The organism is Streptomyces olindensis, assembly GCF_040645895.1.
Lineage (GTDB): Bacteria > Actinomycetota > Actinomycetes > Streptomycetales > Streptomycetaceae > Streptomyces > Streptomyces olindensis.
In genome coordinates this window covers 144,910-169,661 of the sequence record NZ_JBEYZD010000002.1, presented here as the reverse complement: position 1 = coordinate 169,661, position 24,752 = coordinate 144,910, and the positions used below count along the sequence as shown (strand labels likewise).

17 protein-coding genes and 1 riboswitch are annotated in these 24,752 nt (G+C 72.5%); of the genes, 10 read left to right on the top strand and 7 right to left on the bottom strand.

Annotation, left to right across the window (positions count from 1 at the left end; translation table 11 throughout):
- The first annotated feature begins 89 nt into the window (after positions 1-89).
- Positions 90-1,382, top strand: coding sequence for an ATP-binding protein (locus ABZ948_RS01880; RefSeq protein ID WP_359756322.1), 1,293 nt, complete (start codon positions 90-92; stop codon positions 1,380-1,382).
- Complete coding sequence (locus tag ABZ948_RS01875; RefSeq protein WP_031119946.1) at positions 1,379-2,119, top strand: LuxR C-terminal-related transcriptional regulator; 741 nt, start codon at positions 1,379-1,381, stop codon at positions 2,117-2,119. Before ABZ948_RS01880 ends, ABZ948_RS01875 begins: the two co-directional genes overlap by 4 nt.
- A 66-nt stretch (positions 2,120-2,185) precedes the next feature.
- Here ABZ948_RS01875 and ABZ948_RS01870 read toward each other — a convergent pair whose 3' ends face one another.
- Complete coding sequence (locus ABZ948_RS01870) at positions 2,186-3,253, bottom strand: C40 family peptidase (RefSeq protein WP_359756320.1); 1,068 nt, start codon at positions 3,251-3,253, stop codon at positions 2,186-2,188.
- Between the two features lie 423 nt (positions 3,254-3,676).
- On the opposite strand from ABZ948_RS01870, the gene ABZ948_RS01865 reads away from it, so the two are divergent.
- Complete coding sequence (locus ABZ948_RS01865) at positions 3,677-4,030, top strand: hypothetical protein (RefSeq protein ID WP_031119944.1); 354 nt, start codon at positions 3,677-3,679, stop codon at positions 4,028-4,030.
- Here the strand turns inward: ABZ948_RS01865 and ABZ948_RS01860 are convergent.
- On the bottom strand, positions 4,008-5,027 hold the full coding sequence (locus ABZ948_RS01860) for an SLAC1 family transporter (RefSeq protein ID WP_359756318.1): 1,020 nt from the start codon (positions 5,025-5,027) through the stop codon (positions 4,008-4,010). The two genes, ABZ948_RS01865 and ABZ948_RS01860, sit on opposite strands and share 23 nt — an antisense overlap.
- A 77-nt stretch (positions 5,028-5,104) precedes the next feature.
- Positions 5,105-6,274 (bottom strand): C40 family peptidase, encoded by a 1,170-nt coding sequence (locus ABZ948_RS01855; RefSeq protein WP_359756317.1) that lies wholly within the window; start codon positions 6,272-6,274, stop codon positions 5,105-5,107.
- A gap of 8 nt (positions 6,275-6,282) precedes the next feature.
- Positions 6,283-6,436: riboswitch (cyclic di-AMP (ydaO/yuaA leader) on the bottom strand.
- Between the two features lie 306 nt (positions 6,437-6,742).
- Here ABZ948_RS01855 and pcrA point away from each other — a divergent pair.
- Entirely contained in the window at positions 6,743-9,244 is a 2,502-nt protein-coding gene (gene pcrA, locus ABZ948_RS01850; protein WP_359756315.1) for a DNA helicase PcrA, read from the top strand.
- Between the two features lie 54 nt (positions 9,245-9,298).
- On the opposite strand, the gene ABZ948_RS01845 is transcribed toward pcrA, so the two are convergent.
- Both ABZ948_RS01845 and ABZ948_RS01840 read right to left on the bottom strand, forming a co-directional pair.
- Positions 9,299-10,837 carry a M23 family metallopeptidase gene (locus ABZ948_RS01845; RefSeq protein ID WP_359756314.1) on the bottom strand — a complete coding sequence of 513 codons (1,539 nt, stop codon included), beginning with the start codon at positions 10,835-10,837 and terminating at the stop codon, positions 9,299-9,301.
- A 296-nt stretch (positions 10,838-11,133) separates the two neighbouring features.
- Positions 11,134-12,000, bottom strand: a complete 867-nt coding sequence (locus ABZ948_RS01840; RefSeq protein WP_359756312.1) for a lipase family alpha/beta hydrolase — start codon at positions 11,998-12,000, stop codon at positions 11,134-11,136.
- Positions 12,001-12,542: 542 nt separating this feature from the next.
- On the opposite strand from ABZ948_RS01840, the gene icmB reads away from it, so the two are divergent.
- Positions 12,543-12,962, top strand: a complete 420-nt coding sequence (gene icmB, locus ABZ948_RS01835; RefSeq protein ID WP_031119938.1) for a coenzyme B12-dependent isobutyryl CoA mutase small subunit — start codon at positions 12,543-12,545, stop codon at positions 12,960-12,962.
- 248 nt (positions 12,963-13,210) lie between these two features.
- Here the strand turns inward: icmB and ABZ948_RS01830 are convergent, their stop codons facing one another.
- Together ABZ948_RS01830 and ABZ948_RS01825 are read right to left on the bottom strand one after the other, a co-directional pair.
- Positions 13,211-14,890 carry a DUF5691 domain-containing protein gene (locus tag ABZ948_RS01830; RefSeq protein WP_359756310.1) on the bottom strand — a complete coding sequence of 560 codons (1,680 nt, stop codon included), beginning with the start codon at positions 14,888-14,890 and terminating at the stop codon, positions 13,211-13,213.
- A 130-nt stretch (positions 14,891-15,020) separates the two neighbouring features.
- Complete coding sequence (locus ABZ948_RS01825) at positions 15,021-16,376, bottom strand: SWIM zinc finger family protein (RefSeq protein ID WP_359756309.1); 1,356 nt, start codon at positions 16,374-16,376, stop codon at positions 15,021-15,023.
- 145 nt (positions 16,377-16,521) lie between these two features.
- Here ABZ948_RS01825 and ABZ948_RS01820 point away from each other — a divergent pair, with 145 nt between their 5' ends.
- The 5 genes from ABZ948_RS01820 (at position 16,522) to sucC (ending at position 24,752) form a co-directional block, all read left to right on the top strand.
- Positions 16,522-17,652, top strand: coding sequence for an ATP-binding protein (locus tag ABZ948_RS01820; RefSeq protein ID WP_359756308.1), 1,131 nt, complete (start codon positions 16,522-16,524; stop codon positions 17,650-17,652).
- Between the two features lie 34 nt (positions 17,653-17,686).
- Complete coding sequence (locus ABZ948_RS01815) at positions 17,687-20,107, top strand: DUF5682 family protein (protein WP_359756307.1); 2,421 nt, start codon at positions 17,687-17,689, stop codon at positions 20,105-20,107.
- A gap of 139 nt (positions 20,108-20,246) precedes the next feature.
- Positions 20,247-21,428: a VWA domain-containing protein gene (locus tag ABZ948_RS01810; protein ID WP_359756306.1), complete on the top strand. Its 1,182-nt coding sequence runs from the start codon at positions 20,247-20,249 to the stop codon at positions 21,426-21,428.
- A 276-nt stretch (positions 21,429-21,704) separates the two neighbouring features.
- Positions 21,705-22,982, top strand: coding sequence for a hypothetical protein (locus ABZ948_RS01805; protein WP_359756304.1), 1,278 nt, complete (start codon positions 21,705-21,707; stop codon positions 22,980-22,982).
- A 588-nt stretch (positions 22,983-23,570) separates the two neighbouring features.
- Positions 23,571-24,752: an ADP-forming succinate--CoA ligase subunit beta gene (gene sucC / locus ABZ948_RS01800; protein WP_359756302.1), complete on the top strand. Its 1,182-nt coding sequence runs from the start codon at positions 23,571-23,573 to the stop codon at positions 24,750-24,752.

The following is a 24,752-nucleotide window of genomic DNA, read 5'->3' as shown; positions in this document are numbered from 1 at the left end:
GCGTTCGACGGACCGGTCCGCGGAGATCAGGGGAGTCTCCGGGGTCGACCCTGATGCTCCGGCCTCCCGCACATGTGACCATCAATGGCATGTCGGAAGCCGCAGCAGCGCCACTCGCCGAACCGCGGCCGCCGCGCAAGCTCTACCGCAGCAGCGACGGACGCTGGCTGGGCGGGGTGGCGCGGGGCCTCGCCGGTCACCTCGGGCTGCCCGTGATCTGGGTGCGGCTCGTCTTCGTCGGCCTGTTCATGGCCGACGGCCTCGGTGCGCTGCTGTACGCCGCGTTCTGGTTCTTCGTCCCGCTCGGCGTCGGCGGTGTCGAGGCGCAGAAGCCGCCCTCGCTCGTCACGACGGAGACGTCGCCCGACGGCCGCCGCAGACGCGTCACGCGCAGGCCCGACAGGGGCCAGATAGTGGCCCTGCTCCTCATGGTCGTGGTGGCCATGGTCTTCGTGGGCAACGTGAACCTCAGCGGCGGCGCCAGGGCGTACCTCTGGCCGGCCGTGCTCGTCGGCGCGGGCGTCGCCCTGGTCTGGAGACAGGCGGACAACGCCCGCCGGGCCCGCTGGGTCGAGGTCGGCAGCCGCAGGCGCACGGTCACGCTGCTGCGCTCGGTCGGCGGTGTCCTGCTGGTCACGGCCGGCGTCTCCGGCATCTTCGTCCTGCAGGGCTCCGCCGCCCACCTCGGTTCGGTCCTGCAGGCGGCGCTCGCGGTCCTCGTCGGGATAACGCTGCTCGCCGGGCCGTACCTGGTGCGCATGACGCAGGACCTCTCCGAGGAGCGCCTGATGCGCATCCGGGCCCAGGAGCGCGCGGAGGTCGCCGCCCATGTGCACGACTCGGTGCTGCACACCCTCACCCTGATCCAGCGCAACGCGGAGAACGCGAACGAGGTGCGCCGCCTCGCCCGCGCCCAGGAGCGCGACCTGCGCACCTGGCTCTACAAGCCGGAGGGCACCGGCAAGGACGAGGCCGACGAACCCACGACCCTCGCCGACGCCGTGCGGCGCAACGCGGCCGAGGTGGAGGACAAGCACGGCGTGCCCATCGAGGTCGTGGTCGTCGGCGACTGCCCGCTCGACGAGAGAATCGGCGCGCAGATGCAGGCCGCGCGCGAAGCAATGGTGAACGCCGCCAAGTACGGTGGCGAGGGCGGCGCCGTACAGGTCTACGCCGAGGTCGAGGGGAAGACGGTCTTCGTGTCCGTCCGGGACCGCGGCCCCGGCTTCGACCTCGACTCGATACCCGCCGACCGGATGGGTGTCAGAGAATCGATCATCGGCCGCATGGAGCGCAACGGCGGCACGGCGCGACTGCGCGCGGTGCCCGACGGCGGCACGGAGGTCGAGCTGGAGATGGAGAGGGCGGAGAAGACGTCATGAGCGACCCCACCGAGGCGAACGGTACGGCGGGATCGGCGGAGGCGGCCGGCCCCGCGGAGTCGGGCGGCGGCACCGGGCGTCGCGTGCGCGTGGTCCTCGTCGACGACCACCGCATGTTCCGTACGGGTGTCCAGGCCGAGATCGGGCAGACCGAGCAGACCGGCGTCGAGGTCGTCGGCGAGGCCGCGGACGTCGACCAGGCCGTCACGGTCATCACCGCGACCCGGCCCGAGGTGGTCCTGCTCGACGTGCACCTGCCGGGCGGCGGCGGGGTGGAAGTGCTGCGCCGCTGTGCCCCGTTGATGGCCGACTCCGAGCAGCCCGTCCGCTTCCTCGCGCTGTCCGTGTCGGACGCGGCGGAGGACGTGATCGGCGTGATCCGCGGCGGGGCCCGTGGCTACGTCACCAAGACGATCACCGGCACGGACCTCGTGGACTCCATCTTCCGCGTCCAGGAGGGCGACGCGGTGTTCTCGCCGCGGCTGGCCGGGTTTGTCCTCGACGCCTTCGCCTCCACGGACGCGCCGCCGGTCGACGAGGACCTGGACCGCCTGACCCAGCGTGAGCGGGAGGTGCTGCGGCTCATCGCCCGGGGATACGCGTACAAGGAGATCGCCAAGCAACTGTTCATCTCCGTGAAGACGGTCGAGTCGCATGTCTCGGCGGTCCTGCGCAAGCTCCAGCTCTCCAACCGGCACGAGCTGACGCGCTGGGCGACGGCTCGCCGGCTGGTGTGACGAGGGCCGGGGCTGCCCGCCCGTGACGGGAGCGGCCGGGCCGGTGCGGCGGTGCTCGCCGCCCGGTCAGACCACCCGTGTGGCACCCGCGTACGGCATCTCGTCGAGCGGGGCGACCCGTACCGGCGCGGAGGGGTTCGGGGCGTGGATCATCCGGCCGTTGCCCACATAGATGCCGACGTGGCTGATGCCGGCGTAGAAGAACACCAGGTCACCGGGGAGGAGTTCGGAGCGGGAGACGCGGCGGCCGGCGTCGATCTGGGAGTACGTCGTGCGGGGCAGGGAGACGCCCGCGGCGCGGTACGCGGCCTGGACGAGGCCCGAGCAGTCGAAGGCGTTCGGTCCGGTCGCGCCCCAGACGTAGGGGCTGCCGAGCTTCTGGTAGGCGTAGGAGACGGCGGCGGCCGCGCGGGCGTTGGGCGCCTGGGCGGAGGCGGAACCGGGGGCGGCCAGGTGGTCGCGCGAGCCCGTCGAGGAGCGTGAGGCGCGGTCGGTGCCCGGCGCTTCTCCGAGCCTGGAACGTTCCTGCGCGTTGAGCCGGGACATCAACTGCCGCGCGGAGCCCAGCTTGCCGGTGATCGTCTTCTTGTGCCGCTTCAGCTCCGCCTGCCGCGACTTCAGGGACGTCAGCTCGATGTGGGCGGCCCCGCGCAGCTGCTCGATCTCCCGGAGCTGCTTGCGTACGCGCCCGACGGCCGCCTTCTGCCGGTTGCCGGCCCGCTCGACGAACTCGGCGTTCTCCAGGTAGCGGTCCGGGTCGTCGGACAGGGCGAGCTGCAGGGCGGGGTCGAGGCCGCCGGCGCGGTACTGCGCGGCGGCGACCGAACCGAGGTCCTCGCGGGCCGAGTTGAGCCGTTCGTTCGTGCGGGCGGCCTGGTCCTGGAGGTCCTTCAGGCGCTGTCCGGCCGCCTCGGCCTTCTCCTTCGCGCCGTTGTACTTCTCGGTGGCGACCTCCGCCTCCTGGTACAGCTTGTCCACCTTGGCCTTGACCTGGCCGGGGGTGAGCTGTGGTTCGGCGTGTCCGGTCCCGTCGAAGCCCGTCGCGGTCGCCGCGCCGGCGAGTGCGATCGTGGCGGCCGTACGGGCCGTGTTGCCGCTCGCCGAGCGCTGTCGGGGCTTGCGGTGCGCTGCCACCTGGAGGCCACGTCCTTTCCTCGACCGCCGCGGGGTGCGTACGGCCGCCGTGGGGAGCGGACGGGCGGCCTGCGCGTCCGGCGGCGGCCCGCACAGGGGGGAGCGGACCGCCGCCGGACCTTCTCGGCGGTGGTGCCCGACTGCCGCCCCTGGCCCGGGCGGCTGTGGGGAGCCGGTCACCTGGGGGAGGACGCTAAACCTCGCCGTCCCGGGCCGGAGGCGGGTGTGCGGAACTGTCCCGAGAGGACCGGCGGTGACCGTATGCGACCGTGATCCGGGCTCGGGGCCGTCGACTTAACTCAGCGTGATGACCGATGTGTTGATTCGTGGGCGAGTGACGGTGATGGGGTGGTATGGGGCCGCATATATGCATCGATGGGCCGGTGTCGGGAGGCGTCGGGGCCCTCATTAGGCTCCGGCCTCATGGACGTACTCATCCACCTCTTCGTCGGCCTCCACATCATCGGCATCGCCGCGCTCCTGGGCGGCTTCCTCACCCAGATGAAGGCGATGGGCGCGGGCACCGCCCGCTACACCCCCGCGATGCTGCACGGCGCGCTGACGATGCTGGTCACCGGTGTGATCCTGGTCGGCCTCAACCAGGCCGACGACCAGTCCGTGAACAACATCAAGATCGGCGTGAAGCTGGCCCTGCTGATCGTGATCCTCGGCCTGGTCTACGTCAAACGCGACGACGAGAAGGTGGACAAGGGCCTGTTCGGCCTGGTCGGGCTGCTGACCGCGGCGAACGTCTTCATCGCCGTGCTCTGGACCTGAACCGCCGTGCTCCGGACCTCACCCGGCCCGTCCGCCCGCCGGCCCGGGCCGAGGTGATCGTCCAGGCCGTGCATCCCAGCCAGCCGGCCACCGTGATCCACAGCAGCGCCTCCCCGAGGGCGTCGAGCCAAGGGGCGTCGAGGGCGGCGGCGACCGCCAGGGCCGCGGCCGCCGTCCCGACCGCGCTGAACACGGTCGCCCAGCGCCGCACGTCGTAACGGCGCCGGGGCCAGAAGAGCTCGGCCGTGAACAGGGCGACGCAAGCGACCGCGGTGAGCACGAGCAGCGTGACGGTGACCCTGCCGAGGACGGCGTGGTCGTCGTCGTTCCACAGGTACAGGCGGTCGCTGTCGGCGCTGAGGAGCCTCGCCCCGGCCAGCGCCGAGACGGCGAGCGCGCCGCCCGGGAGCCAGTGGTCCCCGGCCCCTTCGGCCACCTGCCGCGGCTGGAAACGGAACAGGGCGAGGCAGTAGAGCACGAGCCCCAGCCAGAACAGCGTCAGGGCCGCGTGTGCGAGCCAGGCCGCCGATTCGGCGGCGGCGAGCGTGGCGCCGAGGACGGCGAGGCCCTGGGTGGCCACGCAGCGCAGGAACACGGTCCCGCGCCGCTCCCTGCCCGCCGCGACGAGCAGCACGGCCCAGAGCGGCGTGGCGAGTGCCAGCAGCGCCGCGGCCGGGCGCTGCAGGCCGGCCGCGGAGAAGCCGGTGCCGACGAGGGCGGTCGCGGCCACCCAGGCGAGCGCGGCCGCCGTCTCCCTCCGCCAGGCCGAGACTGAAGCCGGAGCCGAAGCCGGAGCCGGAGCCGAAGCCGAGACTGGGACCGGCCGTGGCGGCAGCAGCAGGGCCTGCGCGACCGCCCCCAGCCAGCCCGCGCAGGCCAGGACGAGGATGATCCCGGACAGGACCTCGTACCCCGCCGAGTCGAGACCGACCGACAAGGTGCCGGTCGTCAGGGCGTACATCGCCCACAACATGACAGACGGGGATGGGTCGGGCATAGCGTCGATGCTAGAGAGCGCCGCACACAGGACGAGAGGGGCACGCGCGCGTGCCCCTCAAAAACGTCCGGGACTTCTCAGGCGGGCCGCACCACGCTGTGGATCGACGACTCGCCGTCGTAGTAGATCGACTCCTCGCGCACGTAGGTGCCGGGCTTCGGAGCGTGGATCATCATGCCGTTGCCGATGTAGATGCCCACGTGGGTGACGTCGTCGTAGAAGAAGACCAGGTCGCCGGGGAGCGCCTGGGAGAGGGGGACCGTGGTGCCGGCGTCGACCTGGTCGTAGGTCGTGCGCGGCAGGGTCACGCCCGCGGCCTTCCACGCGGCCTGGGTGAGGCCGGAGCAGTCGTAGGAGCCGGGACCGACGGCGCCCCAGACGTACGGCTTGCCGATCTGGGCGCGGGCGAAGGCGAGGGCCTTCTCGGCCTTGGTGGCGTACGAGGAGTCGGCCGGGGCCGTCGAGGTGGAGGTGCCGGAGCCCGACGTCGAGGAGCCGCTCTCCTGCCGCTGGGCGGCCTCCTCCTGGGCCTGCTGCTGCTCGGCCTGCTCCCGGGCCAGCTCGGCGGCCTTGCGGGCGGCCTCCTCCTGCTTCTCCTTCTCGATCGCCGCGAGCCGCGCCTTCTCCTCGGAGGTCAGCTTCGACAGCAGCTCGCGCGCGTCGGCGAGCTTGCGCTGGACGGTGGCCTTGGCGGTCTTCAGGTCGCCCTGGGACTCGGTGAGCGTCGCGAGGCTCGCCGTGGCCTCCTGGCGCTTCTCCATCGTCTCGGACTGCTGGGTGACGTAGTCGTCGACGGCGACCTTCTGACGGCCGGTCATCCGGTCCATCAGCTGCGTCTGGTCGAAGTAGTCCTGCGGGGTGTCCGCGAGCAGGAACGTCGCGGTGTCCGGGGCGGAGGCGCCGGTGCGGTACTGGGCGGCGGCGAAGGAACCCAGCTCCTCCCGCGCCTCGTTGAGCTTCTGGGTGCGCTGGGCGACGTCGTCGAGGAGGGTGTCGACGCGCTTGCGCTGCTTCGCGGTCTTCTCCTTGGCCGCGTTGTACTTGTCGGTCGCCGACTCGGCCTGGCGGTACAGGTCGTCGACCTTCTTCTCGACTTCCTCCAGGCTGGGCTTGTCGTCGGCCCCGGGGGCTGCGTTGGCCGACTGGGACAGCAGGGCCACGGAGGTGAGGGCCGCCGTTGCGAGGGCGGGGGTCCGTATGCCTGCCACGCGCGTACCCGTAGGACGCGACTTGCGGTGCGACGCCAAGGGAGGCGACTCCTTCCATGTTCCGCCTACCGGGTTAGCTGTCGGGTTCGGGCGGGTATGTCGGAAGGGTTGCCCTACGGCCTGCTCCGGAAAGGGAGTCGGGCCGATTCACCCCAAGGTCTCGGTGGGTCCCCGGCTCCGGCTGCTCGGCGGCGCACCGGACTCGGCGGAGGCCGCGCGGCCCGGCGACGTTCGCCGGTGGGGGTCGTACGGCCTGCCCGCACGGTAGCCAACTCGTGTGGCCCCTGTGAAGGTTGATGGGTGATATGCCCGATACATTTTCGTGACCTCCCTCCAGAGCATCGCCGAGCGTGACGAAGTGGCGGAGGTTGGTCACGAGTCGTCCATGTTTGCCGCTCCATCGCGGGCCGTGATCGCCCGATCCTGGAGGGTGACGGGGCGCTCGTTTCGGCGATGTTCTCAGGGCGGCGGCGGGCTGTCAGTGGGGCGCCCTAGACTCGGAGAGCGATGAGCAGCCTCTTTGACGACAGCTTCCTGGCGGACCTCCAGGCCCAGCGGGGCCCTGCGGACGAGCCCCCGCCGCCGCCCGAGGACGATCACGCTCCGGAGTCGATCCCGGACGATCTGTTCGGCGGGAAGTTCGACGCGCCGCCGGACCGGGACGCCTACTACCGAGACGGCGCCCCGCGCCCGCTCGTGGACACCGCCGCCCTCCTGGAGGGGCTGAACGACAACCAGCGCGCCGCTGTCGTCCACTCCGGCTCCCCGCTGCTCATCGTGGCCGGCGCCGGCTCCGGCAAGACCCGCGTGCTCACGCACCGCATCGCCCACCTGCTCGCCGAGCGGGACGTGCACCCGGGCCAGATCCTCGCGATCACCTTCACCAACAAGGCCGCCGGCGAGATGAAGGAACGCGTCGAGCAGCTCGTCGGCCCGCGCGCCAACGCCATGTGGGTGATGACCTTCCACAGCGCGTGCGTGCGGATCCTGCGGCGCGAGTCGAAGAAGCTCGGTTTCACGTCCTCGTTCTCGATCTACGACGCCGCCGACTCCAAGCGCCTGATGGCCCTGGTCTGCCGCGACCTGGACCTCGACCCCAAGCGCTTCCCGCCCAAGTCCTTCAGCGCCAAGATCAGCAACCTGAAGAACGAGCTGATCGACGAGGAGGACTTCGCCGCCCAGGCCACCGACGGCTTCGAGAAGACCCTCGCCCAGGCCTACGCGATGTACCAGTCGCGGCTGCGCGAGGCGAACGCCCTCGACTTCGACGACCTGATCATGACGACGGTCAATCTGCTGCGCGCCTTCCCGGACGTCGCCGAGCACTACCGCCGCCGCTTCCGGCACGTGCTCGTCGACGAGTACCAGGACACCAACCACGCGCAGTACGCCCTGGTCCGCGAGCTGGTCGGCACCTCGGAGCACCCCGTCGACGTGCCGCCCGAGGCCGAGATCCCGCCCGCCGAGCTGTGCGTGGTGGGTGACGCCGACCAGTCGATCTACGCCTTCCGCGGCGCGACGATCCGCAACATCCTCCAGTTCGAGGAGGACTACCCGGACGCGACGACGATCCTGCTGGAGCAGAACTACCGCTCCACACAGACGATCCTCAGCGCCGCCAACGCGGTCATCGAGCGCAACGAGTCCCGCCGCCCCAAGAACCTGTGGACCAACGCGGGCACGGGCGCGCGGATCACCGGCTACGTCGCCGACACCGAGCACGACGAGGCGCAGTTCGTCGCCGACGAGATAGACCGCCTCACGGACGCGGGCGAGGCGAAGGCCGGCGACGTCGCCGTCTTCTACCGCACGAACGCCCAGTCCCGTGTCTTCGAAGAGGTCTTCATCCGCGTCGGACTGCCCTACAAGGTCGTCGGCGGCGTCCGCTTCTACGAGCGCAAGGAGGTCCGGGACGTCCTGGCCTACCTGCGCGTCCTGGCCAACCCGGAGGACTCGGTGCCGCTGCGCCGGATCCTCAACGTCCCCAAGCGGGGCATCGGCGACCGCGCCGAGGCGATGATCGACGCCCTCGCCCAGCGGGAGAAGATCAGCTTCCCGCAGGCGCTCAAGCGCGTCGACGAGGCGTACGGCATGGCCGCGCGCTCCACCAACGCCGTCAAGCGGTTCAACACGCTGATGGAGGACCTCCGGACCATCGTCGAGTCCGGCGCCGGACCGGCCACCGTGCTGGAGGCCGTCCTGGAGCGCACCGGATACCTCGCCGAGCTGCAGGCCTCCACCGACCCGCAGGACGAGACCCGGATCGAGAATCTCCAGGAACTCGCCGCCGTCGCCATGGAGTTCGAGCAGGAGCGCGGCGAGGGCGCACAGACGCCGGGGGCCGCCGCCCCGGGGGGCACGCTGGCCGACTTCCTCGAGCAGGTCGCGCTGGTCGCCGACTCCGACCAGATCCCCGACGAGGAGGACGGCGACGGCGTCATCACGCTGATGACCCTGCACACGGCCAAGGGCCTGGAGTTCCCGGTCGTCTTCCTCACCGGCATGGAGGACGGCGTCTTCCCGCACATGCGCGCCCTCGGCCAGACCAAGGAGCTGGAGGAGGAGCGGCGCCTGGCCTACGTCGGCATCACGCGCGCCCGGGAGCGGCTGTATCTGACGCGGTCCACGCTGCGCAGCGCCTGGGGCCAGCCGTCGTACAACCCGCCCTCCCGGTTCCTGGAGGAGATCCCCGCGGCCCACGTGGAGTGGAAGCGGACGGGAGCGACCGCGCCCGCGTCCTCCGGACCGGTCTCGGCGGTGGCGTCCTCGCTGTCCTCGTCCCGCTCGCGGTCGTCGGCGTCGGGCGCGTCCGGTTTCGCCACGCGTCGCGCCGCCGAGAAGCCGGTGGTGTCGCTCGCCGTGGGGGACCGGGTCACCCACGACCAGTTCGGGCTCGGGACCGTCGTCGCGGTCAAGGGCACGGGCGCGAACGCCGAGGCCACGATCGACTTCGGCGACACGAAGCCGAAGCGGCTGCTGCTGCGGTACGCGCCGGTGGAGAAGCTGTAGCGCCGTGAGGTGACCTGATGGGCCCCCGTCCGCTCGGCGGGGGCTGCCGGGACGTTACGTCGGGTTGATGCCGTGGCTGCGCAGCCACGGGAGCGGGTCGATCGGCGAGCCGCCGGCCGGGCGCACCTCGAAGTGCAGGTGCGGGCCGGTCGAGTTGCCGGAGTTGCCGGAGCGCGCGATCGGATCGCCGGCCTTGACGGTCGTGCCGGAGGGCACGGTGTACGTGGAGAGGTGGCAGTACCACGTCTCCGTGCCGTCCTTCGCGGTCACGATCATCATGTTGCCGTAGGCGCTGTTCCACTGGGTGCGCACGGTGCCGTCGGTCGCGGCCATCACGGTCGTGCCGTACGAGACGGGGAAGTCGATGCCCGTGTGGAGGGACATCCAGTTGATGCCGGACTGGCCGTAAAGGGCGCTGAGTCCGTGCTGCGCGACCGGCAGGGCGAACTTGGGCCGCAGCCGCTCCTTGCGGGCCGCCTCCTCCGCCGCCCGCTTGCGCTCGGCGGCCTGCTGGGCCTTGAGGTCGATGCGCTCCTGCGTACGGCTGGCCCGGTCGGCGAAGTCGTCGGCGCCGGCGGCGAGGCTCTGCAGCTGCGTGTCCAGCTTGTTGTTGGCAGCGGCCGGCTTCACCGGCTGCGCGTCCGCCGCGGTCGTGTGCGCCTCGGCGGCGCTGTCGTCGGTGAGGCTGCCGACGGAGGCGGCGGCGATCCCGGCGACGCCCATCACACACGCCGAGGGCACCGCGATCGTCATCAGCGCCGAGCGCTTGGGGGGCGTACGGCGGCGGGAGCGGGACCCGGCGCGCGCGGCGGCGCGAGAGCCGGGGGCCGGGCTGACCTCTTCCTGGCCGTCCATGAGGGGGGCCACGGTGGGGAGTTCACCGGTGGCGGCCGGCTCACCGCCGTCCGTGGCGGGATCGTGGTAGGCGGCCCCGCCGGCCTCGTCGTAGGCGACCTGCTCGAACGTCGCGGTCTCGTGCTGGTCGAAGGCTTCGCCGTGGTGCTCGTACCCGTCGGGGGCCGGGGCGGTGGCCGCGCCGTCGGAGTTCCACTGCGTGGCGTCGTAGGCGCCGGTGTCGAAGGACTGCGTGCCCCATTCCCACTGCTGGGTCTGGTCGGCCGGGTTGCCGGACTGGTCGGGCTGGAGCCAGGCGCCGGCGTCCCACTGCCCGGTGCTGTCCGGGGACGTGGCCTGCGGCGGGATGACCGACAGCGGCTGCTGCTCGGCCGTCCAGGAGGTCGTGTCGTAGACGCCCGTGTCGTAGGCGGCGTGGTGCTGGGCCGCGTAGCCGTCGTAGTGCGGGTTCTCGTGCGCGCCCGTGGGCCAGTGGCCGGTGTCGTACGAGCCCGTGTCGTGGCCGCTGCCCGGCATGTCGCCGAAGAGGGGGTCCGTGGCGAAGGTCGCGGTGGCGTGCCCGGTGGCGTTGAAACCGGAGCCGTCCGTACCGGGGTCAAAACCAGTGGCGGCGTAGTCGCCGTACGTGGTGAAGTCGCCGTACTGGGCTTCCTGGGTGCCGTACGACGCGTAGTGCGCCGAGGCGGCGTCGGAAGCCGGAGCCGGGGTCATGGTCCCCGACGGGTGACGGTCGTTCACCAACTTCTCTTTCGCCTCGACAACAGGGGCTGCCAGAGCAGTGCGGCGACTGTACCCGGCGGTACGCGGGCACGACAATCTTCGGCAGGTTTCACGCGCGCAGGAAACGGGCATTCGGCCGTGTTTTGGCGGACTGCGGACGCGGGTTTGGCTCTGTGTTCGAGGTTTGTTCGATGTTGGTGCGTGCTTCGACGCGGTGCGTCGTCTGTATGACGAGTCTGCGAGCCGTGTGTGACGGTCCGACGCCGACTGTCGCCCGACCGGGTGGCGGACGAGGCCGGCGGACCGGGCCGGTGTCAGGCCACCGTGAGGCCGTCGGTGCGCCCGGCGGACGGTTCACCCGGGCGGGCCGTGTCGAGGACCTGCCGTATTCCGTTGGCGACGGCGGGGTGCACGGGCAGGGCGAGGTGGCCGATGCCGGTCACCCGCACGTTCTGCGCCGACAGGTCGGGATGGTCGATGCAGGCCGTCTCCAGCGGGTCCATCACATGGTCCAGGTCGCTCCAGTAGCTGACGAAGTGCGTACGGCAGCCAGGGGCGGGCCGAGTGAGCTCCTCGAGCACCGGTGAGCCGGGGCGCATCTGGCGCACGATGGGGTGCGCGTCGGCCAGGGGCGCGACTCGGGTGCCGGAGTGCGGCGTGCCGAGTGTCACGAGCGTCCGGACGCGCGTGTCGCCGCCGAGCCGCTGCACGTAGTAACGCGCTATCAGACCGCCGAGGCTGTGCCCGACGACGTCGATCTGCCGGGCTCCGGTGCGCTCGCAGATCTCCTCCACGCGTCGGCCCAGCAGCTCGGCCGCGGCGCGTATGTCGCAGGTCAGGGGCGAGTAGTTGAGGGACTCGATCTGCTGCCTGCCGTGCTGGGCGAGGCTGCGGCGCAGCAGGACGAAGACGGAGCGGTTGTCGATGAAGCCGTGCAGCAGGAGGACGGGGGGCTTGGCCTGCGTGGGCAGTTGGGCGGCGCCGTCACCGGTGGGCAGGGGTGAGGCGGGGGCTCGTCGCTCCTGGGTGATGCCGGAGGGATAGAGGAGGAGATGTCCGGCCAGGATCGCGATCTCCAGGGCGGTGGCCTTCAGGAGGGCCATGGAGAGTCCCGCCAGCCGGCTCGGCAGCAGGCGCTGGCAGAACGGAAGAAAGGGCAGAGCAGCCCCCGTGACCTTCATGGCCGACCTCCTGTCGGCACGCGGGAGGACGGCTCCGTCCCCCGAGTGCTCTCGTGGAAAGCTGCTGCGAAGACGGCCGGCGTTGACCGCGCGGGCGGCGTGAGCCGCGTGAGCTGCGGGGGTTGTGCGCGGCGTGTGGCGTCTGTGACGCCGGTGATGCGACGGGTTCCCTTCTCGGTGAGGTGACGGGACTCCCCGCCGTCGCGCCGTGCCTGCCCTGCGTGCTGTGCGTGCGGTGCTGGTTCTGCTTGCCCTGCGTGCCCTTTGTGCCTTCGCTGAAGTGCCGCACCGCCGCGGTGCGTGGTGGGTGGCGCGGCGGTGCGGCGACCTCCTTGCGGCTCCCCTTGCGCTTGTCCCATCGTGTGATTTCCCCCTCGGTCCGCACCGCGAAACTGCCGGTTACGGGATCCTGGAGATAACGTTCGTTCACTTGCCCGGGCGGTTCGTGGCGGCCCTGTGCGGTGTGTACGGCATGTACGGCGTGTCCGATGTGTGCGGTACTTGTCGGAACGGATGGATGTAGACGCTTCATGGAGGCAGTGATGGGTGTGGCAGCCGGTCCGATCCGCGTAGTGGTGGCCAAGCCGGGGCTCGACGGCCACGATCGCGGGGCCAAGGTGATCGCGCGGGCCCTGCGCGACGCCGGTATGGAGGTCATCTACACCGGGCTCCACCAGACTCCCGAGCAGATCGTCGACACCGCGATCCAGGAGGACGCCGACGCGATCGGGCTGTCCATCCTCTCCGGCGCGCACAACACGCTGTTCGCGGCGGTGATCGAGCTGCTCAAGGAGCGGGACGCGGAGGACATCCTGGTCTTCGGCGGCGGGATCATCCCCGAGGCGGACATCCCCCTGCTGAAGGAGAAGGGCGTCGCGGAGATCTTCACGCCCGGCGCGACGACGGCGTCGATCGTGGACTGGGTCCGGGCGAACGTACGCCGCCAGCCGGCCGAGGCGTAGGCCTCCGGCGGTTCGCCCGGGGCGCTTCGGGGAGTTGACCGTGTTCTTCGGGGTGTTGCCTGCTGTGGGCGGGTGCGGGTGCGGGTGCGGGTGCGGGTACAGGTGCGGGTGCCGAGCTGTGGCGTTGGGTGGCGGGATGTGGGTCTCGACGTCGGCGGAGTTCCTGCTCGCGCGGCCGTGAGGACGGGCGTGCGGAGTCGGCCCGGGGGCTGCGGCCGGTGCCGCGCCGCCGGTGAGGCCGACGGCCGTCATGGCGCGCTCAGTTCCTCCGCCATCGCCGCGCGCAGGCGCAGGGTCGTGACCAGGCGCTGGAAGGCCTCCGCCCAGTAGCCACCGGCCCCCGGGGACGCGTTCTCCGGTTCGTCCGGTACGGCCAGCAGGGCGTCGAGGCGGCCGGATTCGGACGGGTCGAGGCAGCGCTCGGCCAGGCCCATGACTCCGCTGAAACTCCATGGATAGCTCCCCGCGTCCCGGGCGATGTTGAGCGCGTCCACCACGGCCCGGCCGAGTGGCGGGGCCCACGGCACCGCGCACACGCCGAGCAGTTGGAAGGCCTCGGACAGGCCGTGCGTCGCGATGAAGCCGGCCACCCACTCGGCCCGTTCGTCGGCTCCCAGCGTGCCGAGCAGCTTGGCGCGTTCGGCGAGGGAGACCGCTCCCGGACCGCCCGCCTCCGGTGCCGAGGGCTCGCCGAGCAGCGCGCGTGACCACTCGGCGTCCCGTTGGCGCACGGCGGCCCGGCACCAGGCCGCGTGCAGTTCGCCCTGCCAGTCGTCGGCGACCGGCAGCGCCACGATCTCGCGCGGGGTTCGCCCGCCCAGCCGCCGCGACCAGGTCCCGAGCGGTGCCGCCTCGACCAACTGGCCGAACCACCAGGACCGTTCGCCCCGTCCCGCGGGAGCCTTCGCCACGACGCCGTCGCGCTCCATGCCCGGATCACACTCGTGCGGCGCTTCGACGACGATCGCGGGTGCGGGTGCGGGTGCGGGGACGGGCGCGGCATCCGCGGTGCGCGTCTCCTGCGAGGTCCCGGTGGAGTGCGCGTGGTCGATGGCCACGCAGGCCGCCGCCCGGACCGCCATCCGCGCGGCGAGTGCCGAACCGGGCAGTGCCGACAGCAGTTCCGCCGCCGTCGCCCGGACGTTGCGGCTGCGGTCGGCGAGGGCCTGCTCCAGGAACGGCTCGTCGTCCGGGGTCAGGCCCGTGCGCAGGGAGTCGAGGAACATCAGCCGGTCCTCGGCCCGCTCCGTCGCCCAGGTCGTCGCGAGCAGGGCGCGTGCGGCGGCCGGTTCCCGGGAGCGCAGTGCGGACAGCAGGGCGACCCGTTCGGCGAACAGACCCTCCTCCCACAACTGCTGAACCCTGTCGTCGTCCTCCAGGTGCGGCAGGGCCGCTCCGCCGCCCGGTGTCGAGCGCAGGGCGAACCGCCAGTCCGGATTCAGTCGCGCCAGCCACAGGGCCCGCGGTCCGGCGAACTCCAGCGCCGCCGGGCGCAGATCCGTACGGCCCCGGGCCGCGTCCAGCAGCGCGGGGAGCGCCTGCGGAGGCGGTGCGAAACCACGGGCGTTAGCCGCCGCGAGCCACTGGGGCAGCAGTTCCACCAGATCGGGCGCGGTGCCGCGACGGCCGCCGGACGTGCCGGGGCGGTCGGCCAGCAGCATGCCGAGTCTGTGGGCGGCCGCCGGCGGCAAGGGCGGACGCGGGTCCTCGGGGGCCGGCTGCGGACGCTCCGCCGCCCGGGCCGGACGCAGACCGGCCCGTCGCCGCACGGTCTCCACGGCCGCCGCGTCCAGCAGGGCCACCGGAGCGTCCGGGCCCGGGGCGCTGCCCGGCGGGGTGCGCCGGTCCGTGCCCAGCAGCGCCGTGGTGACGAGCCCCTCCCAGGCGCCCGTGACGGGCGCGTCCACAGGAGCGGAGGTCCTGGTCATGAGCTTCCTTTCCGCGGAGCGCCCGGGGGTGGTTGAAGGCTCACCCTTACCGGTTGTCCCGTGATGCCTGAAAGATGCGTGGATTCGTGAGAAGGGCGGGTCTGGCGAAGACGGCCGCGCGCCGGAGGAGTCAGCACAGCGTCACCGCGTCGCCCGGGCCTTCGGGCCAGGCGGTCAGCGGTGTGAAGCCCTGGTGGCCGCATTCGCCGAAGACCTTGACCGGTGCGCCGCCCGACAGGGCCACGAGCCGCCACAGCCCCGGACGGGATCGCGCGGCGGGGGTGAGGGGCAGCGCGGCGTCCTCGTCGGCGTCCGCCAGTTGCCAGGAGTCGCCGTCCGGGGTCGGGACGACCCGGTCCAGCGTCACCGGGACGGACTCCAGCCACGGGTCGTCGCGCAGGGCGTCGCCGTAACGGGCCGCCGCCTGCGACGTCGTCAGCCCCGGCGGACGTATCGCCGCCGGTGCGGGCGGAGCGAACTGCTCGCCCAGGGCCACCCGCGGCTGTCCCGCACCCGGGTACGCCGACACCTCGGCCTCCAGGGCCAGCCCCACCGGCAGCGCCAGTTCCGGGGCGCGGCCGGCGGCGCCGTAGGAGAGGAGCAGCACCGTACGGTGCGAGTCGGCGCCGTGGAGCCAGATCCGGCGGGTCGTCAGACGCGGGTCCGTCGTGTCGTACTGCGCGAGGACCAGCCAGCGGTCCCGGACCGGCGGGCCGTCCGCGGAGGCCGGCAGGCCGATGCGGGCGCGGACCGTCGCGGCGAGGCCGTCCGGCAGCCGCTCGCGGCGCAGCCAGCCCCGGCCGAGGAGGTGCAGCAGCGCGCACTCCTCCAGCAGCCGCACCGGCCAGCCCGGGCCGGTGGACGGGACGGCCCCCAACTCCCGCACGCGGGCGGCCAGGCCTTGGGCCTGGGCGTCGACCATGCGGGCCGCCGTCTCCTCCCAGAGGCCGTAGCCGGACTGCTCCGCCGACGCCAGGCCGCCGCGCAACAAGTCCGTCAGGCGCTGCTCCAGCTCCACCGCGCCCGCCGTGACCCGCTCGGCCCGGCGCTCCGCCCGGCGCCGCGCCGCCTCCGGATCAGCGGACGCCGGAGTCGAACCAGGGCCCTCCCCGGCCTTCTTCTCCTCCGCCCGCTTGCGCCGCCCCGCCGTCCACTGCCCGGCCCACTCCGGCACCTCCGCCGTCGGCACCGCCCCGTCGCCGCTCGCCCAGAGGAGCAGCAGCCCCAGCGCGTGCTTGCACGGGAACTTGCGGCTGGGGCAACTGCACTTGTACGCGGGCCCGGAGGCATCCGCGATGTCCACGACCGTCTGATACGGCTTGCTTCCGCTGCCCTTGCACAGCCCCCACACCGTCCCCTCGTCGGAACTCCCCGCCTCGGACCACGGCCCCGCCGCTCCGAGTTTGCTTCCCGCTTTGCGTGATGCGGCGTCAGGCGCCAGTGCCAGCACCTGGTCCGCCGTCCAGCGCACCCCCTGCTGAGTCATGTCGTCGAAGGTAGATCCCCCCACTGACAATCGACTCCGCGAACGGCGTCGGCGAGGTGTTTTCGCAGGTCAGAACGGATTGTCAGTGGTGTGGTGCAACGTTGGTGGCAGATCCGAACCGGCCGAGCTGGAGGGGGACTTTGCCATGACTGTGTCCGTTGAGCCGACGCCCGTCGAAGAGGGGGAGACGGGATCGGCCCAGGCATTGCGACCGCATGCCGAGGACGCCTTCGCCGGTGAACTCGCCGCGCTGGCCGCCCAGGACGACCGCCCGCGCCCGGCTCGCTGGAAGCTGTCGCCGTGGGCGGTCGCGACGTACCTGCTCGGCGGCACACTGCCGGACGGCACCGTGATCACACCGAAGTACGTGGGCCCGCGCCGCATCGTCGAGGTCGCCGTCACGACGCTCGCCACCGACCGCGCCCTGCTCCTGCTCGGCGTGCCGGGCACGGCGAAGACGTGGGTGTCCGAGCACCTGGCCGCGGCGGTCAGCGGCGACTCCACGCTGCTGGTGCAGGGCACCGCCGGCACCCCGGAGGAGGCCATCCGCTACGGCTGGAACTACGCGCAGCTGCTCGCCCACGGCCCGAGCCGCGACGCCCTCGTGCCCAGCCCGGTGATGCGGGCCATGGCGGAGGGCATGACCGCCCGCGTCGAGGAGCTGACCCGCATCCCGGCCGACGTGCAGGACACGCTCATCACGATCCTGTCGGAGAAGACGCTGCCGATACCGGAGCTCGGCCAGGAGGTGCAGGCGGTCCGCGGCTTCAACCTGATCGCCACCGCCAACGACCGGGACCGCGGGGTCAACGACCTGTCCAGCGCCCTGCGCCGCCGTTTCAACACGGTCGTGCTGCCGTTGCCGGAGAGCCCCGAGGCCGAGGTCGACATCGTCTCCCGCCGCGTCGACCAGATCGGCCGCTCCCTCGACCTGCCGGCCGCGCCCGAGGGCCTGGACGAGATCCGCCGGGTCGTCACGGTCTTCCGGGAGCTGCGCGACGGGGTCACGTCCGACGGCCGGACGAAGCTGAAGTCGCCCAGCGGCACGCTGTCCACGGCCGAGGCGATCTCCGTCGTCACCAACGGGCTCGCGCTGGCAGCCCACTTCGGCGACGGCGCGCTGCGGCCGGGCGATGTCGCCGCGGGCATCCTCGGCGCGGTGGTCCGCGACCCGGCGGCCGACCGCGTGATCTGGCAGGAGTACCTGGAGACCGTCGTCCGCGAGCGCGACGGCTGGAAGGACTTCTACCGGGCCTGCCGCGAGGTGAGCGTGTGAGCGACGCGGGATGGTCGCGGGCGCGGGACAGGGGATGGGAGGGAAGCAAGTGACAGCTGTGGAGAGTCCGGCGGGCCGGGGGGCAGGGCCGGTGCTGCTCGGGGTGCGCCACCACGGGCCGGGTTCGGCACGGGCGGTGCGGGCGGCGCTGGAGGAGGCCCGGCCGGGCGTCGTGCTCATCGAAGGGCCGCCCGAGGCCGACGCGCTGATCCCGCTCGCCGCCGACGAGGAGATGCGGCCGCCGGTCGCCCTGCTCGCCCATGCCGTGGACGAGCCCGGCCGCTCGGCGTTCTGGCCGCTGGCCGAGTTCTCCCCGGAGTGGGTCGCCATCCGCTGGGCCCTGGACCAGGGTGTCCCCGCCCGCTTCATCGACCTGCCGGCCACACACACCCTGGCCTGGGGGAGGCAGGAGGACGAGGCCGGAGCGGAGGGCGCGTCCCCTCCGGACGCGGATACGGCGGATGACGAGGCCGGTGACGGCCCCGGAACCGGCCCTGGCACCGCCCCCGCCGACGCCCGGATCGATCCGCTCGGTGTCCTCGCCGAGGCCGCCGGTTACGACGACCCGGAGCGCTGGTGGGAGGACGTGGTCGAGCACCGGGGCGTGGGGGAGGGGGACGCGCTCGCGCCGTTCACCGCCCTGGAGGAGGCCATGGGCGCCCTGCGGGAGGCCTACGGCAGCGGGGGACACGACCGGGACCTGGTGCGGGAGGCGTACATGCGGCTCCAGGTGCGGACCGCGCAACGGGAGTTCGAGGACGGCGTGGCCGTCGTCTGCGGTGCCTGGCACGTGCCCGCCCTGCGGCGGAGGACGACCGTCGCCGCCGACAAGGCGCTCCTGAAGGGGCTGCCCAAGGTCAAGACCGACATGACGTGGGTGCCGTGGACCCACCGCAGGCTCTCCCGGACCAGCGGCTACGGAGCCGGCATCGACTCGCCGGGCTGGTACGGGCACTTGTTCAGCGCCCCGGACCGCCCCGTGGAGCGGTGGATGACGAAGGTGGCGGGGCTGCTCCGCGACGAGGACCGGATCGTCTCCTCCGCGCACGTCATCGAGGCGGTGCGGCTCGCCGAGACACTCGCGGCGATGCGCGGGCGCCCCCTGCCGGGACTGAGCGAGACGACGGACGCGGTGCGTGCGGTGATGTGCGAGGGCTCGGACGTGCCGCTGGCCCTGGTCCGGGACCGGCTGGTCGTGGGGGACGTGCTGGGGGAGGTGCCGCCGACGGCGCCGGCGGTTCCGTTGCAGCGGGACCTCACCCGGCTCCAGCGCAGACTGCGGCTGAAACCGGAAGCGCTGGAGCGGGAGCTGGAGCTCGACCTCCGCAAGGAGACCGACGCGGCCCGCAGCAGACTGCTGCACCGGCTGCGGCTGCTCGGCATCGCCTGGGGCGAACCGGCCGCCTCGCGGGGCGGTACGGGCACGTTCCGGGAGACGTGGCGGCTGCGCTGGGAGCCCGAGCTGTCCGTACGCGTGGCCGAGGCGGGCGTGTGGGGGACGACCGTGCTGTCCGCCGCGACCGCCAGGGCCGAGGCGGACGCCGTCGCCACCGAGGGCCTGGCCGACGTCACCGCACTCGCCGAGCGCTGCCTGCTGGCCGAACTGCCCGACGCGCTGCCGACCGTGATGCGGATCCTCGCCGACCGGGCCGCCCTCGACACCGACGTCGGTCACCTCGCCCAGGCGCTTCCGGCCCTGGTCCGCTCCCTGCGCTACGGCGATGTGCGCGGCACGGACACCGCGGCCCTGGGCGAGGTCGCCGCCGGCCTGGCCGAGCGGGTCTTCGTCGGCCTGCCCCCGGCCTGCGCCGCGCTCGACGCGGACGCCGCCGAGGAGATGCGGCGTCACGTGGACGCGGTGCACGGAGCCGTCGCGCTCCTGGGCGACACCCCGGCAGCGGGACACGGCCGCCTGAGAGCCCGCTGGCAGTCGGTGCTGCGGGTGCTGACCGGGCGGGACACCGTGCCCGGAGTGATCCGGGGGCGGGCCGTGCGGCTGCTCCTCGACGACGGGGAGCTGGCCCAGGACGAGGCGGCGCGGCTCATGGGACTCGTCCTGTCACCGGGCACCCCGCCCGCGGACGCGGCCGCCTGGATCGAGGGCTTCGTCGGAGGAGGCTCCGGCGGCGGGCTGCTCCTGGTGCACGACGAACGACTGCTCGGGCTGGTCGACGCGTGGCTGACCGGCGTGCCGGCGGAGGGCTTCACGGACGTGCTGCCCCTGCTCCGGCGGACGTTCTCGGCCTACGAGCCCGGGGTCCGCCGGACCCTCGGTGAACTGGTCCGGCGCGGACCCCGAGCCGGGGGAGGCACGGCAGCCGCCGGCACCGGCATACCGGGCTTCGCGGCGGAACCGGACCAGGTGCGCGCGGACGCCGTGCTGCCGGTGGTGCGGCTGCTGCTCGGATGGGACGAAGAGGACATCGACAAGGACCTGATGGGGGTGGCGGGATGACGACCGACGGACTGGGAGAACCGACGACGAGGGCCGACGAGGGGGACGCCGTCAGGAACGGCTCCCGGGCGGAGGCCCGGCCGGCGACGACCGTGCCGGTGATCCCCCTGTGGGAGCGGCTTCACGGGGGAGGCGACGGATGACGGCCGAGGCGACGGACCCGGCGCAGGAGCGGCTGCGGCGCTGGCGACTGGTGCTCGGCGGCGACGCGGCGGACGGCACCGGATGCGCGCTGTCCGGACCGGACGCGGCGATGGACGGGGCCCTCACCGCGCTCTACGGACAGAAGGACCGCAAGTCACAGGACGGCAAGTCACAGGGCGGCAGGGACCGTTCGGCGGGGCTCGGGGCGTCGGCGCCGTCCGTCGCACGCTGGCTCGGCGACATCCGGACGTACTTCCCGTCCTCGGTCGTGCAGGTCATGCAGCGCGACGCCATCGACCGGCTCGGACTCGCCACGCTCCTGCTGGAGCCGGAGATGCTGGAGGCGGTGGAGGCCGACGTGCACCTGGTCGGCACGCTGCTGTCGCTCAACAAGGCGATGCCCGAGACGACGAAGGAGACGGCACGGGCCGTCGTGCGCAAGGTCGTCGACGACCTGGAGAAGCGGCTCGCCACCCGCACCCGGGCCACTCTCACCGGCGCGCTCGACCGCAGCGCCCGCATCAGCCGGCCCCGCCACCACGACATCGACTGGAACCGCACGATCGCGGCCAACCTCAAGCACTACCTGCCCGACCACCGCACGATCGTGCCCGAGCGGCTCATCGGGTACGGGCGGGCGACCCAGTCCACGAAGAAGGAGGTCCTCCTCTGTATCGATCAGTCGGGATCCATGGCGGCGTCGGTTGTGTACGCATCGGTGTTCGGAGCGGTGCTCGCCTCGATGCGGACGATCTCCACGCGACTCGTCGTCTTCGACACGGCGGTCGTCGACCTCACGGACCGACTCGACGACCCGGTCGACGTCCTGTTCGGGACGCAGCTCGGCGGCGGTACGGACATCAACCGTGCGCTCGCGTACTGCCAGTCGCAGATCACCCGGCCCGCGGAGACGGTGGTCGTGCTGATCAGCGACCTCTATGAGGGAGGCATCCGCAACGAGATGCTCAAGCGGGTCTCGGCGATGAAGGCGTCGGGGGTGCAGTTCGTGACGCTGTTGGCGCTCTCCGACGAAGGGGCACCGGCGTACGACCGGGAACACGGGGCGGCACTCGCCGCGTTGGGGGCACCGGCGTTCGCCTGCACGCCCGATCTGTTCCCGGAGGTGATGGCGGCGGCGATCGAGAAGCGGCCGTTGCCGATACCGGACGCGGCGTGACGGAGCGGGGAGCGTTTTCCGTGCGAGCAGCGTTATGACGGGCAGTCAGGTGACGACTTGTCGACGCGTCACCGTCCGATGCCGCGCAGCAAAAGGGACATGACGGCCCATCGGCAGGTAGGGGCTTGCGCAACCTCCGCACTCCCGTGCGAGGATCGGCGCCTGCTCGGCTGTGCGTCGCGCCGCGCCGGGCAGTACCGCGTCGTGCCGACTCGTTGCCCGTGACGCGTGATGCGTTCCGCACTGGTTCCGTCGCACGGGAGGAAGCTCCCCCTCTTGACCTGGTCAGCAGCCCTGCCCGGTGCCGCGCTGCGCATGCTGCGCACGGCGGCCGGGTGGCGTGCGCTCCAGGCGGGGCTGCTGGTGGGCGGGGTGTTCCTCATCGCGCTGCTGTGCGGGGAGCGGGCGCATGCGGCGGACGGCGTGCACACCCCGGCGAACAGCGCGGCCGGGCGGACCGGACCGGCGGTTCTCCGGATCGTCTCAGGAGCGGGCACGGTTCATCACGCCCGGGCTGTGGTCGAGCGGGGCGTGGTCGAGCGGGGCGGGGCCGAGCGGGTTGTGGCCGAGCGGGGCGTGGGAAGGCGGGGTGAGCCGGGGGCCGGTGCGTCGTCGGAGGCGGTGGCGTCCCACGTGGCGCCCCTGCCTGCACAGCCGGTTCAGCCGGAGCCGTCCGGGCCGGCCAAGCTGTCCGGCTCTCCGGTGGCTGCGGCGCGGCCTGGTTCCCCCGTGGCGGCGACACTGCCCAAGCTCCCCGCCCTGCCCGCACCGCCGACTCGGCCGGTGCCGCCCGAGTCCCCCGAGTCACCCGAGTCCCCCACGTCACCGGCACTGCCCGGGCTCCCGGCGCTCCCGGCCGTCCCGGACATACCGCTGCCGCCCACACTGCCTGTGGTGTCGCTGCCGCCCACGCTCCCGGATGCGCCGCCGCTCCCCCCACTCCCCGACCTGCCGACGCTGCCGGACCTGCTGAACCCGCCGGAGCTGCCGGACCTGCCGCACCCGCTGGATCCCCTGGACCCGCTGAACCCCTTGGAACCGCCGGAACTCCCAGATCCCCCCGCGCCGCCCGATGACGGCGTCGCCGTTCCGGATGAGCCCGGCTCTCCCTGGCTCCCCAGTCGCCCGGCGCTGCCGACCCACCTCCTTCCTGCGCCGGTCGAGGTCCACCCGGAAGCCGGGGAGTCTGACGCGTCGCTGTCCGGCGTACCCACCGCCGCCGAGGGGTCCCAGGCGGCAGAGTCCCTGGGCTCGGGTACCGCGGCACACGGCGTCGAGCACTGTGCTCGACGCACCGGGCAGGCGCACCACGACCACGTGGGGCGGATCGGCCGCGCCGGGCACGCCCCGGTCGAGCACGGGCCCGGTGGTCGTCCCGACGGCGCGCTCGGCAACCGGGCCTTGGCGGACAACAGCACCCCGCGTCACGGGGACGTGCACGCCGTCACCCCGGACGACCGCGCCCCGCTGAGGCTCGTCCCCGGGGCCGCGGCCCGTTCCTACGCCGCCGGGCCCCGGGACAGACACCGGGACGTAAGCGCCTTCCCCGGCTAGCACACGGGCTGGCGCACGCGTCCGGACCGCCGCACGGAGAGTCCTGCCCCGTCCGCGGAGCCCCGCCGGCCTTCGCTGCCCTGGATCGAGCCCACGACGGCGCGGGTGAAGAACAAGGCACCGCAAAAGCTGCCCCCCCCCCGGCATCCCAAGAACTCCACGAGGCACCAGGCCCGGACGGCCGAAAGCCGTCGGTCGGGCGAGGCCGAGACCTCGTGGAAGGGGTGGCTGTCCCCATTGGGGTGGGGACAGCCACCCCGCACCCCGCAGGAGCCGGGCCTGAACAGGACCTTTGTGCTCCTTCGGGGGTGTTCGGCGGGCCTCACCGGGTCAACCCCAGCCCGGTGAGGCCCCTCACCCCCGGCACGCCGTGCCAGAGAGCGCGGCATCATGTGACAGGTATCACCGCTCAGGTGTGACCCTCGATTTAGAGGCCTCCTGGAAGCAGCGATAACCTGCGAGACGGACATGCCGCGCGCTCGGACACCGTGTGCGCCTCCCTTGTGACAGACGGCGGACGTCACGTTGCCCTCGCGGCACGCCCACGCAGACAACGAACCGCGAGATCACTGATAGGGACGGAAGCGCGTGGACCTGTTCGAGTACCAGGCGAGGGACCTCTTCGCCAAGCACGATGTACCGGTGCTGGCCGGTGAAGTCATCGACACGCCTGAGGCGGCCCGCGCAGCCACCGAGCGCCTCGGTGGCAAGTCCGTCGTCAAGGCCCAGGTGAAGGTCGGCGGCCGTGGCAAGGCCGGTGGCGTCAAGCTCGCCGCCACCCCCGACGAGGCGGTCGAGCACGCGACCAACATCCTCGGCATGGACATCAAGGGCCACACGGTCCACAAGGTGATGATCGCCGAGACGGCCCCGGAGATCGTGGAGGAGTACTACGTCTCCTTCCTCCTGGACCGTGCCAACCGCACCTTCCTCTCCATCGCGTCCGTCGAGGGCGGCATGGAGATCGAGGAGGTGGCGGCCACCCGCCCCGAGGCCGTCGCCAAGACGCCGATCGACGCCAACGAGGGTGTCACCGAGGCCAAGGCCCGCGAGATCGTCGAGGCCGCCAAGTTCCCGGCCGAGGTCGCCGACAAGGTCGTCAACGTCCTGGTCAAGCTGTGGGACACCTTCATCAAGGAGGACGCCCTCCTGGTCGAGGTCAACCCGCTGGCCAAGGTCGCCTCCGGTGACGTCATCGCCCTGGACGGCAAGGTCTCCCTGGACGAGAACGCCGAGTTCCGTCAGCCGGAGCACGAGGCCCTCCAGGACAAGGACGCGGCCAACCCGCTCGAGGCCGCGGCCAAGGAGAAGAACCTCAACTACGTCAAGCTCGACGGCGAGGTCGGCATCATCGGCAACGGCGCGGGTCTCGTCATGAGCACCCTGGACGTCGTCGCCTACGCCGGTGAGGCGCACGGCGGCGTCAAGCCCGCCAACTTCCTCGACATCGGTGGTGGCGCCTCCGCCGCCGTCATGGCGAACGGCCTGGAGATCATCCTCGGCGACCCGGACGTCAAGTCCGTGTTCGTCAACGTCTTCGGTGGCATCACCGCCTGCGACGAGGTCGCCAACGGCATCGTCCAGGCGCTGCAGCTGCTCAAGGACAAGGGCGAGGACGTCACCAAGCCGCTCGTCGTCCGTCTGGACGGCAACAACGCCGAGCTGGGTCGCAAGATCCTCTCCGACGCCAACCACCCGCTGGTCCAGCGCGTGGACACCATGGACGGCGCGGCCGACAAGGCCGCCGAGCTCGCGGCTGCTGCGAAGTAA